Consider the following 13,188-nt stretch of genomic DNA (forward strand, 5'->3'; position numbering starts at 1 on the left):
GAAATGTTGATTCTATTTTCTAGATAATCGATCTCTTAATCAGCTCTACTAGCTTCTGCTTCTCATCCTCGGGTATCCATTCCGATAATCGCGCTGCGGCTACGGGAACTAGCCATTGGTTAACTTCTTGATCGGATAAATTTGTAACGCGAGTGTACTCCTTCATATAAGCTTTAACCATTTGTTTTCTTACTCGGGAGAACAAATTCACGACGATTCTAGGCGTTCGCTCCGGCATGGTACCCAATTGAAGGAGCAATAACGTTCGTGCAACGTCGCCCGCCGGATTCCCGGCCACGCCGGTCATCCAATCGATAATCCATTCCCGTTGCCCGACAATAATATTATCGGGGTGAAAATCCCCATGGCATAGCTTAGTATCCTCGCGAAGCTGATGGAGAAGAGTAAGGATTTTCTCTTTTTCCTCGTAAGTTAACAAAGGCGCGTGCTGGATCCGATCGATCAACCTTTCTCGCTGGCTCGGCAGATCGTGTACCGTTTTCCCGTGAATCGCAGCGTGCAGAGCCGCCATTTTGGATGTTTCTTTGGAGATAGCCCATGGCTTTCTAGTGAACGATTTGAGCATCGTAGATCCTTCTATTCGTTGATAGACGATTCCAATTCGATCGGCATAATGGATTAGCTTAATGGGCTGCGGGGTTGTTATGCCCGAATTGAAAACGATCTTGCTGACTTGATACTCCTCTAGGATTGCGGTTTCCGGCATACCCGAACGGAATAATTTCAATATAAACTCATCGCCATAAGCATAAATTTCCGCGGTCCTGCCGAAAGCGACGACTTGTTCCCCGGCGTCAAACATCGTTTCCAACTTCCTTCCTATCCTTCATCCCTAAACTTGCTCAAGCCCCCAAGTTAATACCTCTAATCGCTCAGCATAGTGTAGAACAGGTTTCTCGTCGGGAAGGCGCAAACCGTTGATATTCGCCATCGTATTGGTATAAATTTCGGCTTCCGCATGTTGCAAAGGCCAGGGGTCATGCAAGATATCGCATCTATACGCCCGTCCCTTGTGATTCGCGTATAAGCAATATCTTTCCGTTAACCAATGTTCCAACGTGCCTGATTGGGCGGTATAAGGAGGAGAGATAGGCCTGTACGAACCATGGAATTGAAAATCCCCGCGGGATCCCCTTCGTTTGCTTTGGTACGATAGAGTCTGCGCTTCCTTGTGCAGCTCGATATCCGCAAGGTAATACGGCAAATGGTAAAAGGCTCTTGCGCCTTTTACCGCTAGAATGTTAGTCGCATCCAAACTAAAAAAATATACGCCCGGTTTATTATCTATGGTGACATAGGTTCTCACGTTTAGTTCCGCGAATTTCGACGTAAACGGAAGAGTAGGCATATGGTTTAACCGTATTCCGCTCATATCGAAAGGCACGACCGCGATCCAAGCCTGCCCTTCAAATACGTCAAGACGCAACGGACTCGGAATGAATGGCTGAATCTTATCTATCGCGATCGGCCAATGCGCGAAGAGCAAAGTATGCCAGGTTTGCTTCATTCTCCATGGCTTCGACGGAATGGGCCACGGTCGATGATCCGTTCTTATAGAAGTCGTCACGCCAAACCCTCCAATAGGATAAATATTGGAAAGAGTGTACTCCTCTATTGGCAATAGGTCAATAAATTTTGGCAGTTACACCTTCATTTTACTGCGAAGCTTATTGATCTCGTATCTGACGTCGGATAATTCCTCTTCCAGACCGTCAATGATCTTTAAGTTAAGAACTCCGACAATGATCAAGATTAATCCGCATATCGGAAACGCAATCTTCCTTGCCGTAATCGTCCAGAATATGGACTCCGGCGTATCGGATGAATAGGAACCCAACAAATATTGCGATAAGCCAAACAACAGCAAGAGAGCGCCTGCTACAATGATCGCGATGGACCATTTCTTAACCTTCTCGAATCTCACGGTTGTCCTCCTTTCGCGAGCTTGCTTCCCTAATCTAAAGGCACCCTAGATTCGATTTGCGAAATGTGGTGCCAGTTGTGCCATATAAATCTCTGAAGAGCTCCATCCAGGATGGATGATCTGCTTGATCGTCCATCCCCCTTGGCGGTAAGGGATATTAAGCTTTTCGGGAGTAAGATCGTTAACGATGGTTCTTAGCGATCTCGCGATTTCCGGGACTTGATCGATCAGATTGGCTCTCTCTTCCGCTGTCGGGTTCATAATCTGTTCAAACTTACCAATCGGAAAACGAATATGGTCTACCATTTTCGGCTACCCCCGAATTAGGATTTATGATTCCTCTGCAATTCTCTTCAATTGTACGTTCCGATGCTCAAGAAACTTTCTCATATATCGTTTCAATATCACTCTCTCGACGATCCATCCGACAACCCCGAACGGTGCGGTAAACGTTAAGATATCAATCATTTTAGTCTTTCCGTTAAGTTCCTCGAAATGATGCTCATGCCTTAGTTTCTTGAACGCGCCTTTCACCATTTCATCTACGAAATAATAGGGTTTCTCAAGCTTCGTGATTTTTGAAGTTAATTTCTGTCTGATCAGAAAATGAGTAGCCTGGAAAGTCACCGTTTCTCCTTCATTGATCGTTCCCGTTGTCGTGCCGCTAATCGCTCGTTCTTTCGTATGCTTCCAGACCGTTCGAGTATGCACTTCAATATCTCTAGCTAAATCGAAGCACTTTTCTATCGGAGCGTCTATGATTACTTCCGTTCTGACTGTGACCATCTGTTTACCTCGTTTCAGCTGAAAAGTGCGAGAAGCTTATGCCGATTTCCTAAAGATATCCGCTCCTGAAGTCGGGCAGCTTCTTGTATTCTTCTTTCGATTCTATAATATCCTGAATAAGTTTAACGAGCTCGGAGAATCGGATATCTTTGTCCTGATCTCGAAAACCGTCGAGCCAAACTACGTTTATCCTCTTGCCTTGATATTGGATTTCAAACTTATATCCGGATGAGGGTTCCATGGCTAGCCCTTCATTTACGACGGGATATTCAAACAGATTGATATCTTGCATCTTGCGAAGAATTTGTTCTTTTTCGTCGTCCGTTAAAGTAAGCGAGGTTTCCACAAGCCCATCCAGCACTAGATCCTTGGTATAGGTATTCTTAAATGTATCCAATTGATTTAGAGTAGAGACGCCATAGCTGAAGATGAAATTAAAATCAAGCTTTTGCTTGTCTGCGCAGCCAATAAGAACAATCAGCGTGAAGATAATAAAGCTAATCTTGTAAATAATCATCACCGCATTATCTTATGATTGATAAGACCGTAGATTATATCTCCGTAGGCAACTCGTTCAAACACATATACATACAATCGTTGCTCTTCTTCAAAACGTCCATGGTACGTGAATTGGGTTTGGCATAGATCGTAGAATAGTCGTGTTCCGCATATTCTTCACGAATAGGAAAAGCTAGCTTCTCCGTGTCCGCCGAAAATTCGGCATGAACTCCATCTTTATTCCCGCGGGCATCCAATCTGACCCAATTCTTCAGATCGGTTATATAGACTGCATTTAAGGCATGAATGCAATAACCGGTGTCCGGCGTATCCCCTAATGTCAACCGCTGATAACAAAACCCGGTCGGGATATGGTTGGCGCGTAATAAGGCCGCTAATAAATTGGATTTCGCGTAACAGATTCCTTCCTTGTTCAGCAGCACTTCCGATGCCGTTCTCGTAACCCTCTTGCTTCGGATATCCCAAGAGTGGGAGATTTGATCTCTGACGAACGCATATGCCTTTTGAATGTACTCCACTTCAGTTAATGGTTGCCCATTTAACAGTTCCTGCACTTTAAGTTGGATATCCCGATGGCGAAAATCTACTTCTTCTAATTCGAATAAATAGTCTTGCATGCGGGACGACTCGCAATGTAACTTAAGCATAAGCTAACGATTCCTCCCGATCGATAGTATTGTTTCTTTTATAAAATCTGAACAATATGAGTCGATACTTGCTTATAGGATTGGAATACAGAGTTGTCATGGTACGGTAAAGGGATGTATTGGTTACGATTAGCCTCTTCGAGGAAGGCTGTATTCTTTTCCGTACTTGCGTAGACGCCTATCGGTCTATTGTCATTCATGTTATCGCGGTCATAGCATTCATCGCCCGTTATAACAAAGTTGTGCCCGTCTTGTTCAAAGTAAATGACGGATGAACCGACCGTGTGGCCTCCTATGACTTTGAACTTGAATTTATCGTCAAATAGGAATTCGTCCTTTACCGTGATTACGTTTTCCCGTAGAAGCCTTTCCTTAACAGCCGGATTCCCGTTATTCAGGGCATGAAGGTAATCATCGTGTGCAATAATGATCCGAGAATCCGGATACAGATCAATATTATCGATATGGTCAAAATGACTGTGCGTAATAAAGATTGTATCGACCGGGTTATCTTTAATGAGGCTGTTGATTTCATGTTCGACGTTCATCAGAGTTATTCCCCACTCATGAGCAATCAAGGGATCCCTGAAACCGACGTCGAATAAAATCGTTTTGTTATTGAATCGGGCCAAATAATAAGACCATGAGATTTGCATGGTTTCATCGGAAGTATCATCGCGAAAAACGTATTTGGAGTAGAATGAGGATTCACCGAACTTAATCGCGTATAGCTGCATCGACTACCTCGCCTTTCCGTTTCATTATCGCACGTACGAATGCATGGCCATTATCCTTGAAACCGATTAATGGCTTATAGAGGAAGCCCTCTTCTCTATTGGCTCTTCTTCTCGTCAAGCTTTCTTGAAATCTCTTTTAATACCGTCAAGATATTATTACTTGTTGGGCTTGTTTAATTGTTTGGTTAAGTAATTCAATTATTTTCGATCTGTTCCAGATGACGAACTTGTACTCTTTCCCGTCTCCTGTGGTCAATTTCATCCCGTTAGGAACGACTAACAAGTTATTCCGCTTCTCGACTTTAACGATGTCTTGGACGTTGAGTTCGAGTATATTGGATTGGATATTTATTGCGTGAGGCTCGAAAACCAATCTTTCATTCGTGATCGACAATCTCCCGCCGACCGACTCTATCCCCCTGAACAAGTTCGCTGCTACTTTCTCTAATAAGAATAATTCACTTGGTCTTAAGTCCATTTTGCGTAATGCTCCTCTCGTGTTCTTATTATCGTTTTTGACTTGAGCCATTAAAGTTCTCCGTTAGTCTAGAACTTTCTTAGCTTCATAGGTAATCATCTCTCCCGCGCGAGCGGGTTTATTCCCGAATTTATACCCCGCGGACTTGATTATTTGTTGAAAGCCCGTTCTCTCAAGCAACATTTCAAATTCGTCATTCCCATACCAGCTTAATGGAAATCGTTGCAGTTCGGTTTGCACGAGATGTCCGTCTTTCCATTTCTCATACTTCAATAAGGAAACGATTCGCTGCTCGAGGATATTCACTTCCGTTCGTCTCTCCTCTAAAACAAGCACTTCATCGGTCGGAGTATTCCATGTTCGGACGGAAGAGAGGTTAGGGTTAAAGTCGGTCGGAATAAACAGATCCAGAATAAGTCTTCCTCCAGGCACCAGGCGGGAATGCAAATGCCGTAACGTTGCTATTGCTAATTCTCTGCCTTCAATGAGCTGAAAAGATCCTCCCGGAATGATGATAGCGTCATATGGAATAGCCGAACTAACATTATGCATTTCATCCTCGTAGAGGAAAGGGCTAAGATTCAACTCCTGGCATCTTCTTCTGCAGGAATCGAGCATGGCCGTGGAATTATCGATGCCGTCCACCGCGATCCCTGCTTGGAGAAGCGGAATAAGAACCCGACCGGACCCGCACCCCGCTTCTAGAACTCTACCATCCACTCCCGACAGACGTTCTTGATAAAACTCTACGTCACCGAATGAATAACCTAGCGGTTTGCTTATATCGTAAACCTCTGTACACAACTGTCCGTATGAACTAAACATCTTGACGTTACTCCCCCTTATCGTTGCCGGTTCCAACATCGTATTCCATTAGCCAACAATCCCTTAGTTTTCCTTCGTGCATCTCATGGTTCTCTAGAAACTTCTTCTTGCGGAATCCGTTCTTCTCATACACCCTCAGCGCTCTTGCGTTCCATGCTTGAGGGTCCATTACGATTTTGCTTGCGCCTTTATGTTCTTCTAAATACTTCACCATTGCCTGGATCAGCCTGGATCCGATACCTTGGTTCCAGTAATCCGTTTCCCCGATAAACTGATCCATTCCGAATATTCGGCCTGAATAGTCCGTATAATCATATTCTTCAACTTCTTCGGCATCAATGACGTAGAATTGGATATAACCGATCGGGTTGTTGCGATATTGAATCATACACTGCGCAACTTCATCGTGATCCTCATAAAAGTTATGCCTTACCAGTTCCATGTCATGCGGTCTGTCGCGGCCTTCATAATACTTCAACACTCGCGGATCCGAGAGCCATTTCACGAGCAAAGCCGCGTCTTCCGGTTCCAGAAGTCTTACGGATAGTTCATCCGCTTGAAATAGAATCATAGATTGATCACTCTTTCCATAGCTTTTATGAGCCTGCTCCTTCGATGTAATCAGTCAATATAAGCGCTCTCAAATTTGCATTAAATCCATCCGGCAAATGGCTAAGCTTGAAAAACTTCACTTCCGTTCCTTCCACGCCGTCTGCAGCAAGCGCTCCACCGGTTATTTCTTTCGTAGTGTAGGCTACAGTGACGGCATAAAACTCATCGCCGTTATCCAGCTTTAGGAATTGATCTTTACCCGAGTAAACCCCTATTAACTTCATTGCGCCTATATGTAAGCCGGTTTCTTCGAAGACTTCCCTTCTCCCGGTCTCTTCCGTTGACTCGCCAAGCTCCATTAATCCGCCAGGAATCGCCCATAGCCCGTTTTTCCTTAGTTGGAGCAGCACCTCGTTCTCTTCATTGATGACGAGAACCTTAACACCTACAAGGATCACTGGTCGTGTACCGACCAATGCCCGCAGCTCCTCGATGTATCCCATGCAATGACTCCTACTTTCTTATATCCATCCTGCGTGTCTGCGTATTCTTATGTTCATATTCAGTCCACTTACGGTGTACGAAATAAAACATCTCTCCGAAATTCAATCCTTCAGGCAATTGATCTACCTCTTTCACCTCTTCGATCTCATAAGCAGGCAATTCCGCCATAAGATGAATTTCCGCAAAAAAGACCATGCCGTAGTTCCCGTTCCACATGTATATCCCGAATGGCTCTAAGTCGGATTGAATCGCGCCCGTTTCTTCATACAGCTCCCTGCTGGCCGCAGTAAACAACGGCTCTCCCGGCTCTCTATTCCCACCGGGAATTTCCCAACCGCCTCTTTTACTATTTTTAACAATGATGAATTGATTGTTATATTGGGCAATAAGGACAACAAACTTAACCAGTTCATGATCGATTTCGGATAATTCATGCCATTGGTACATTCGGGTGTTAGTCCTCGCTTTCCGTTTTTCCAAACTTAATCCTATTGGGGAGTGATCCGTGTTCATGGATTGATAAGCTTCCCTAATATTAGGGACATTGTTGATCTAAAATTCCTTTACGAAAAATAGTTCCCCAATATTCCCCTCGTTGATTCCGTTTAAGATTCCGCATTCCTTGAATCCCATTTTTCTATGCCATTGTTGGGGATCGTTCTCATTTACTTGAGAGGAGCTATAGATTGCTTTTATCCCTTGGGTACTTAGATACACTTGCGCATATTCTAATAACCCTTTACCCACACCTTGACCTCTAAAGTCAGAATGCACCTTGATCAGCCCGATGTAAGGATATTTAGACCAAAGATACTCCAACCTAAGGTAGCCAATGATTTCGGCACCCCATGCAGCGATAATAATTTCGCGGTTACGCAGCTTCCAATTTAAGATATGGGCCGGGACATGCGGATCGCCGGTTATGATTAATTGGAAGTCATCTACTTCTCCAAATCTGATAGAAATCGTCATGCTTCAACATGGTCCTCTCGTCTAGTAGTTTAGTCCATCTCTGACGACTTTTTAATAACTGGTATTATAACCCATATCCACAACTTGATATCTTAATTTCCTTTAAAAAAGTTGAGGCGTTACGGGGGGAGTTCCATAGATTGCACGCGACCGATTCATATCAGCGTGATTTGATAAGGGTATTGGAGTACGAAATCGATTTGAGTCGTCCCCTTCGTGAGAACAATCTCCATTGGGAAAATAGCGACTTTCTTACTGGATCCAAGCCAGTTACGATCGAGAGAAGAAAGTATCATCAAACCTTCCTCGTCTCCGATCGGAGTAAACATGGCATTGCCTGACCGATATACCGGCTCCTCATACTTCTCTTGTAAATGAGCCGACAAATCTAACACGTCTTCCGAAGGAAGTCCGATTTCGCTGATGTTCAGAATATCTAGTGCCGAGAACCCCTTCGCGTTTGATCCTTGCCGTAGAGAATGTCTCGCGATAAATTCGACGATATTACCGGCAGGATCATAGAAGTAGATCGAATCGGAATTCCATGATTCCGAATAGAGAACATCATTGCCTTCTACCTGATTTATGGGAACCGCTCTAGCCTGCAGCCATTTGAGCGCTTGGTCGACTTTGTTTTCCGAAATATTAAATGCGAAATGATAATAAGGGTTCACTACATCCGTACTATGCACGAATATGAGTTTCGATGAACCGGCTAAAATGCTTAACGAGGAGGGCGTATATTCGAGTATCGGCAACTCCAGCATAGTGCAGTAGAATTCTTTTAAGAGATCTAGTCGATTCGCCAACAACTTGATTTCTGTGATTTCCATGGACATCACCCCCGCATAAATAATAAGACTTTCTTAAATATAATAAGACTACTAACGAGTTTTGACCTGTGGATCATCTATATATGCTCTTATTAAAGAATGACAGACGATAAAAAGGATTTGCGGTACGCCAATGAAAAGGGGGATACCGAACTCCCATAATGCAAAATCCCAACGAAAAAACCCTGAAGCATTTGCATTGAAATCCACATGCATCTTAATGATTCCATATACGGTAGAAAGAAGAATCCACGCCACAACCACGATCACACCTGTTGCTTTCTTATATCGATTAACTATTTTAGCTGAAAGTAACAACAGAACTAATAGAACGGAATTGAATATCACAAAAATAAATAGCCCATCATTTCCATATTTGAATGGCCAAGTATTCATCCATGTCCCGGCAATCAAGAAACTCAAGTAAATGATAAGAAGTCCTATTAATCCCTTCATAGTACATTCATTCCTTTCAGCGTTGTTCCACACCGCGATAGCACCTCGGAAAACAGTCAATACAAACGCTTCTCGTAGCTTTCCTTAAGCCCCTTCGCTACATCATCTACGGATACGCCAAGATGTTTTGCATGTTCGGCAATGATAGCTGCCGGTTTAGGCAAGGATTCCTTTGAAGGCCAGTACTGGTTATCCCATAGATGCGATCTCTTGAACGCTTTAGCGCAATGAATATAACATTCTTCCACTTCTACCCCTATTCCAAGTACCGGAGTTTTTCCGTGCGCCTCCATTTGATTCAAGAGTAATGGATCCTTCACGATACATGCGCGTCCGTTAATGCGTAAGGTCTCTTCGAGGCTCGGGATCATGAAGATCAAACCGACTCTTGGGTTGGAGATCAGATTCCTCAGGGAATCGAATCGCCTGTTGCCGGGACGCTCAGGGATCACTAAATGCTTGTCGTCCACAACGAGTACAAACCCTTCCCCGTCTCCGCGAGGAGAAACGTCGCAATTCCCGGATGAATCGCTGGTCGCGACGAAGATCAACGGCGATCTAGCGATAAAATCACGACAATGGCGATCTATCACGGTAATGCTTTTATTCTGGACGACTTCGTTGGGATAGCCGCATAGCTCTCTCAATTGTTGTTCCGAATCTATGATATGTTGAAAAATGTTCTTCATCCGCTACCCCCTAGATAACGACAAGACCCACCCTTAGATAAATCTTATCTTTGGCTGAGTCTCGTGATGTGTATTGTGAAATGATCGGGGTTCCATTGACGAATCCCTTTCGCTTGAAGCCACTTTGCAGACCCTTTCCAGAGATCTAGCACGATAGGGCTTTCATCAATCGTCGCCCGCTGCATTAGATTGTCATAGATTAATCAGCAGTTCTCTATGCTTGTTGGATATTGCTTGCTTCATTAATTCCTTGTCATATCCGTTAGCTCTTAAGGCATTCAAAATGGCGTCGACTCGGTCTTGCTATTCCTTCTCATATTGGACTCCAGTTGAATCTCTAACGGGACTACGGGGATTACATACTTCTCGAAATCAATCGTCTTGGCATGGGTCCAAATGTATTGACCGCCTTCCCATATCCCTTCGCCGGTAACGGAGTCGGGTATTCCAGCGGAATCCGATATATGTACGACTTCTATGCTGAAATCTTGTATTTTCCATTTCCCTTTGGTCCAGGTGAACCCTGAATCGAAGGATTGCGTAAAATAAGGCTCATTTATCGAAGATAGCCAATCCGCGTCAAAATAGGAAAGCTCGCTTTTGGTTCCCATGCTATATGGTTCCAATAAGGCTGCGATCTGGATTACGTCGTCTATATCCTTAACGTATATATCTAGATCATTTGGCGTCATCTCGGCCCCTTGCAATACCGAACCAACAGAGCCGACGACAATCCAATTACAATTCAGATTAGCAGCAGAGTACAGTTCGCAAAATGTTCTAAGCGCTTCGTTCCAACTCACGACTATTGTTCCCTTCCTATAGCCAATGTCTAGTTCAACTACGATATCGAATTTACTGCATTCATTGATTCATTAATACAATCTCTTTGGCTTCAAGTTTAGATCTCCGGCTCTCACTATCTTTAATGTTTCGTGCTTTCACGAGAGTCACTTTTACGAATGCGCTTTGCGGCAATTGCTCGATCTCTAATGGATTCCCCGCTTCATCCGTAACGTTTGTTTTATCTGTCACTTGAACGGAGCATATGTAACCTACATCGTCGATGTTCTTTTTTCCTTTGTTCACTTCATCCGAACAATTAACCAATAAGCGATCGTCATGATAAGCTTCAACTGTGCCCTCGAACGTTGAAACGCTTGACCCACAACCTACTATTAATAGACTGATAATAACGAAAATTGCAATAACTCGAATCATAATAGGCCCACCTTCAATATAGAGACTCAGCCTCGTACCAAGGGTTTCCTTACTCATCCACTAGTTCCGAACATATCCGGCGGCTATGTAAGCGTCCGGTATATTCAACGATCGAATCCATACCAGGTCTCGTTGAAGAGTGGGATGGGCGGATAGTAGTTCCATTAGTCTTTTCTCAAGGTTCATTTGATTCACCCGTTTCGAAATCAACCCATTAATCCATTCCGATTGCGAGCCGGCTTGATTGGTTCCAATTAAACGAACACCCCAAGCCGGCCTTGCAGACTCACTCGAAAAAGGCTTTAGAGTATTGCAGTTCGCCCTTAATCGTACTTAGTGCGTTTTCTTCCAGCTCGCAAACCATAAATACGTCGTCCGTAACATCGAATTGCGTCAATTCGATGCCGAAAGGTCTTGCCGGTTGAAATCCGAATTGCGGATAATAGGTTGGATGTCCGATCAAGAACACCGCTTTGAAGCCGAGTTGTTTACTTATCTTTAACCCTTCGTTAATCAACAGCTTGCCAATCCCTTGTTTTTGCTTGGCAGGCAGCACCGCGATCGGAGCTAATACGAGTACTTCTTGCGATTGATTGTCTGCCACGACATTTGCCTTGCTCATTAGCATATGTCCAACGATCGTTCCATCCTCTTCGGCGACTAGAGCAAGATCCGGAACATAACAAGAGAACTTTCTTATCCGTTCAATTAATCTTGTCTCGTCTTCCCGATTGCCAAATGCTATAAAATTAAGAAAATGGATAAAAGGATAATCTTTCGCGGTTTCCTGCCGGATCGTAATTGTCATGGGTTACCCTGCCTTTAGTGTTCATATTTTGTCTTGGTACATTATCTCAGCTTAACATATTAAACAAATATACCACTACCTTTAACTGTTGGTAATGGATCCTGTCACTCTTTAAGCATTCTTTATCGAGGATAGATCACTGGTCCGATTTCCCTCTACTGTTAATGAGAATATCCAATCTTTCTATTATTCTCTCATCGTTCTTAAGCTTCTGCTTTAACTTATAGTTAACGGAGTTGAAACCGAATACCAACACAAGAATAGTAACTATCGCGAAGAGTATGAAAAAATCTTCGTTCATCCAGTTGTTCCCCCTCTGTTTAATTCACTTACAAAGTACTTTCCATTGTTCCCATGCCGCTAAATATTCGGGCAGATCATTCGGATGATGCTTAAGGCTAAGCCCGATACGACAGTACAGATGTACTGCCGCTTCTTCCAGTAACCTCGATAGGTCTATCTGGACTTGTTCCAGTAAATCAAATGCGGTAAATAAGGTATCCCTATCGATATCATCGGGCGAGGAGACAAAAGCATATAGAAAATCATAAAGGACAGGGCCTGCCATTGGGGAAGGATCAATGACGCCTATTAACTTAGACTGATCATACACGAAATTATGCACCCCGGTATCCCCATGCAATAAATACTTCTCTCCTTGGACCGGCCCTTTACTGTACAACTTCTCAACCAGAGACTTGATATAGAGATAATCTTCCGTGGGTAGCGTACTTCCAATATTAACTCGCGCTTCTTCGACGCTGATTTCATTGAATTCTAGCCATGATCGACGAGGCGATTCTAATCTGCCCCAGAAATCAACCTGCTCATACGGGATATATTTATTGAGCAGTTCCGTCGTAAAGAGCGATAACCAATCCGACTTTATGCCGCGATTAAAATGGGTGATGCCTTCGATATACGTATAGAGAAGATGTGACTTGTCTGGCGCGGTAAAGAGAATCTTCGGCAGCAGGTCAGAACTTTGATAGGTGCTGAGCAGTTGTTCCGCCAAAAGAATTTGATCGGGTCGATCAAACTTTAGAATGTATTTCGCATCGGTGTCATCTTCAAGCCTAAACACAAGGCCATCCGTCGTTCCGGATATTTTTTGAACTTTGGTGATTTCATCTTGGATATTTTGTTTTCTAAGAATATCGTTGATCTCTTGAACGTTCAGTTCAACTTTCATCACTTGCGCCCCTCACCATAATTC

At 43.7% G+C, this 13,188-nt stretch carries 22 protein-coding genes; all 22 read right to left on the minus strand.

Features of this window, described 5'->3' with window-relative positions; all coding sequences use genetic code 11:
• Window positions 1-19: 19 nt before the first annotated feature.
• The 22 genes from FPL14_RS01475 to FPL14_RS01580 all read right to left on the minus strand — a co-directional run bounded on the left by FPL14_RS01475 (window position 20) and on the right by FPL14_RS01580 (window position 13,164).
• Window positions 20-823 carry a phosphotransferase family protein gene (locus FPL14_RS01475; RefSeq protein WP_182301351.1) on the minus strand — a complete coding sequence of 268 codons (804 nt, stop codon included), beginning with the start codon at window positions 821-823 and terminating at the stop codon, window positions 20-22.
• A 30-nt stretch (window positions 824-853) separates the two neighbouring features.
• Window positions 854-1,588, minus strand: coding sequence for a YqjF family protein (locus FPL14_RS01480; RefSeq protein WP_229263740.1), 735 nt, complete (start codon window positions 1,586-1,588; stop codon window positions 854-856).
• Between the two features lie 75 nt (window positions 1,589-1,663).
• Window positions 1,664-1,945 carry a hypothetical protein gene (locus FPL14_RS01485; protein ID WP_182301352.1) on the minus strand — a complete coding sequence of 94 codons (282 nt, stop codon included), beginning with the start codon at window positions 1,943-1,945 and terminating at the stop codon, window positions 1,664-1,666.
• A 45-nt stretch (window positions 1,946-1,990) separates the two neighbouring features.
• Window positions 1,991-2,251 carry a DinB family protein gene (locus FPL14_RS01490; RefSeq protein WP_182301353.1) on the minus strand — a complete coding sequence of 87 codons (261 nt, stop codon included), beginning with the start codon at window positions 2,249-2,251 and terminating at the stop codon, window positions 1,991-1,993.
• A gap of 24 nt (window positions 2,252-2,275) precedes the next feature.
• Window positions 2,276-2,731 (minus strand): SRPBCC family protein, encoded by a 456-nt coding sequence (locus FPL14_RS01495; protein ID WP_182301354.1) that lies wholly within the window; start codon window positions 2,729-2,731, stop codon window positions 2,276-2,278.
• Window positions 2,732-2,780: 49 nt separating this feature from the next.
• Window positions 2,781-3,248, minus strand: coding sequence for a hypothetical protein (locus FPL14_RS01500; protein ID WP_182301355.1), 468 nt, complete (start codon window positions 3,246-3,248; stop codon window positions 2,781-2,783).
• A gap of 34 nt (window positions 3,249-3,282) precedes the next feature.
• Window positions 3,283-3,897, minus strand: a complete 615-nt coding sequence (locus FPL14_RS01505) for a transglutaminase-like domain-containing protein (protein ID WP_182301356.1) — start codon at window positions 3,895-3,897, stop codon at window positions 3,283-3,285.
• Between the two features lie 38 nt (window positions 3,898-3,935).
• Complete coding sequence (locus tag FPL14_RS01510; RefSeq protein ID WP_182301357.1) at window positions 3,936-4,634, minus strand: MBL fold metallo-hydrolase; 699 nt, start codon at window positions 4,632-4,634, stop codon at window positions 3,936-3,938.
• A gap of 145 nt (window positions 4,635-4,779) precedes the next feature.
• Window positions 4,780-5,163 carry a GRAM domain-containing protein gene (locus tag FPL14_RS01515; protein WP_229263741.1) on the minus strand — a complete coding sequence of 128 codons (384 nt, stop codon included), beginning with the start codon at window positions 5,161-5,163 and terminating at the stop codon, window positions 4,780-4,782.
• A gap of 12 nt (window positions 5,164-5,175) precedes the next feature.
• Complete coding sequence (locus FPL14_RS01520) at window positions 5,176-5,937, minus strand: class I SAM-dependent methyltransferase (protein WP_182301358.1); 762 nt, start codon at window positions 5,935-5,937, stop codon at window positions 5,176-5,178.
• Between the two features lie 7 nt (window positions 5,938-5,944).
• Complete coding sequence (locus FPL14_RS01525; RefSeq protein WP_182301359.1) at window positions 5,945-6,508, minus strand: GNAT family N-acetyltransferase; 564 nt, start codon at window positions 6,506-6,508, stop codon at window positions 5,945-5,947.
• A 25-nt stretch (window positions 6,509-6,533) separates the two neighbouring features.
• On the minus strand, window positions 6,534-6,992 hold the full coding sequence (locus FPL14_RS01530) for an NUDIX hydrolase (RefSeq protein ID WP_182301360.1): 459 nt from the start codon (window positions 6,990-6,992) through the stop codon (window positions 6,534-6,536).
• A gap of 10 nt (window positions 6,993-7,002) precedes the next feature.
• Window positions 7,003-7,440 (minus strand): NUDIX domain-containing protein, encoded by a 438-nt coding sequence (locus FPL14_RS01535; protein ID WP_182301361.1) that lies wholly within the window; start codon window positions 7,438-7,440, stop codon window positions 7,003-7,005.
• 105 nt (window positions 7,441-7,545) lie between these two features.
• Window positions 7,546-7,965, minus strand: coding sequence for a GNAT family N-acetyltransferase (locus tag FPL14_RS01540; RefSeq protein ID WP_182301362.1), 420 nt, complete (start codon window positions 7,963-7,965; stop codon window positions 7,546-7,548).
• Between the two features lie 155 nt (window positions 7,966-8,120).
• Window positions 8,121-8,798, minus strand: coding sequence for a VOC family protein (locus FPL14_RS01545; protein ID WP_182301363.1), 678 nt, complete (start codon window positions 8,796-8,798; stop codon window positions 8,121-8,123).
• Between the two features lie 51 nt (window positions 8,799-8,849).
• Window positions 8,850-9,287 (minus strand): hypothetical protein, encoded by a 438-nt coding sequence (locus tag FPL14_RS01550; RefSeq protein WP_182301364.1) that lies wholly within the window; start codon window positions 9,285-9,287, stop codon window positions 8,850-8,852.
• 23 nt (window positions 9,288-9,310) lie between these two features.
• Entirely contained in the window at window positions 9,311-9,943 is a 633-nt protein-coding gene (locus FPL14_RS01555; protein ID WP_182301365.1) for a pyridoxamine 5'-phosphate oxidase family protein, read from the minus strand.
• A 278-nt stretch (window positions 9,944-10,221) separates the two neighbouring features.
• Window positions 10,222-10,746 (minus strand): nucleotidyltransferase family protein, encoded by a 525-nt coding sequence (locus FPL14_RS01560; RefSeq protein WP_182301366.1) that lies wholly within the window; start codon window positions 10,744-10,746, stop codon window positions 10,222-10,224.
• Between the two features lie 61 nt (window positions 10,747-10,807).
• Window positions 10,808-11,164 carry a hypothetical protein gene (locus tag FPL14_RS01565; protein ID WP_182301367.1) on the minus strand — a complete coding sequence of 119 codons (357 nt, stop codon included), beginning with the start codon at window positions 11,162-11,164 and terminating at the stop codon, window positions 10,808-10,810.
• Between the two features lie 286 nt (window positions 11,165-11,450).
• A complete protein-coding gene (locus FPL14_RS01570; RefSeq protein WP_229263742.1) occupies window positions 11,451-11,972 on the minus strand; it encodes a GNAT family N-acetyltransferase in 522 nt (173 codons plus the stop codon).
• 136 nt (window positions 11,973-12,108) lie between these two features.
• A complete protein-coding gene (locus FPL14_RS01575) occupies window positions 12,109-12,273 on the minus strand; it encodes a hypothetical protein (protein ID WP_182301368.1) in 165 nt (54 codons plus the stop codon).
• A 24-nt stretch (window positions 12,274-12,297) separates the two neighbouring features.
• A complete protein-coding gene (locus FPL14_RS01580; RefSeq protein WP_182301369.1) occupies window positions 12,298-13,164 on the minus strand; it encodes an aminoglycoside phosphotransferase family protein in 867 nt (288 codons plus the stop codon).
• Window positions 13,165-13,188 lie beyond the last annotated feature (24 nt).

This window comes from Cohnella cholangitidis (assembly GCF_014107495.1).
In the GTDB taxonomy this organism is placed as follows: domain Bacteria; phylum Bacillota; class Bacilli; order Paenibacillales; family Paenibacillaceae; genus Cohnella; species Cohnella cholangitidis.

What these genes read in the sequence shown, in the direction of transcription:
- FPL14_RS01505 (WP_182301356.1), bottom strand. Translation starts at nt 3,897, where the DNA reads ATGCTTAAGTTACATTGCGAGTCGTCCCGCATGCAAGACTATTTATTC.
- FPL14_RS01495 (WP_182301354.1), bottom strand. Translation starts at nt 2,731, where the DNA reads ATGGTCACAGTCAGAACGGAAGTAATCATAGACGCTCCGATAGAAAAG.
- FPL14_RS01525 (WP_182301359.1), bottom strand. Translation starts at nt 6,508, where the DNA reads ATGATTCTATTTCAAGCGGATGAACTATCCGTAAGACTTCTGGAACCG.
- FPL14_RS01500 (WP_182301355.1), bottom strand. Translation starts at nt 3,248, where the DNA reads ATGATTATTTACAAGATTAGCTTTATTATCTTCACGCTGATTGTTCTT.
- FPL14_RS01545 (WP_182301363.1), bottom strand. Translation starts at nt 8,798, where the DNA reads ATGGAAATCACAGAAATCAAGTTGTTGGCGAATCGACTAGATCTCTTA.
- FPL14_RS01530 (WP_182301360.1), bottom strand. Translation starts at nt 6,992, where the DNA reads ATGGGATACATCGAGGAGCTGCGGGCATTGGTCGGTACACGACCAGTG.
- FPL14_RS01520 (WP_182301358.1), bottom strand. Translation starts at nt 5,937, where the DNA reads ATGTTTAGTTCATACGGACAGTTGTGTACAGAGGTTTACGATATAAGC.
- FPL14_RS01510 (WP_182301357.1), bottom strand. Translation starts at nt 4,634, where the DNA reads ATGCAGCTATACGCGATTAAGTTCGGTGAATCCTCATTCTACTCCAAA.
- FPL14_RS01580 (WP_182301369.1), bottom strand. Translation starts at nt 13,164, where the DNA reads ATGAAAGTTGAACTGAACGTTCAAGAGATCAACGATATTCTTAGAAAA.
- FPL14_RS01575 (WP_182301368.1), bottom strand. Translation starts at nt 12,273, where the DNA reads ATGAACGAAGATTTTTTCATACTCTTCGCGATAGTTACTATTCTTGTG.
- FPL14_RS01490 (WP_182301353.1), bottom strand. Translation starts at nt 2,251, where the DNA reads ATGGTAGACCATATTCGTTTTCCGATTGGTAAGTTTGAACAGATTATG.
- FPL14_RS01555 (WP_182301365.1), bottom strand. Translation starts at nt 9,943, where the DNA reads ATGAAGAACATTTTTCAACATATCATAGATTCGGAACAACAATTGAGA.
- FPL14_RS01475 (WP_182301351.1), bottom strand. Translation starts at nt 823, where the DNA reads ATGTTTGACGCCGGGGAACAAGTCGTCGCTTTCGGCAGGACCGCGGAA.
- FPL14_RS01565 (WP_182301367.1), bottom strand. Translation starts at nt 11,164, where the DNA reads ATGATTCGAGTTATTGCAATTTTCGTTATTATCAGTCTATTAATAGTA.
- FPL14_RS01570 (WP_229263742.1), bottom strand. Translation starts at nt 11,972, where the DNA reads ATGACAATTACGATCCGGCAGGAAACCGCGAAAGATTATCCTTTTATC.
- FPL14_RS01535 (WP_182301361.1), bottom strand. Translation starts at nt 7,440, where the DNA reads ATGTACCAATGGCATGAATTATCCGAAATCGATCATGAACTGGTTAAG.
- FPL14_RS01515 (WP_229263741.1), bottom strand. Translation starts at nt 5,163, where the DNA reads ATGGCTCAAGTCAAAAACGATAATAAGAACACGAGAGGAGCATTACGC.
- FPL14_RS01540 (WP_182301362.1), bottom strand. Translation starts at nt 7,965, where the DNA reads ATGACGATTTCTATCAGATTTGGAGAAGTAGATGACTTCCAATTAATC.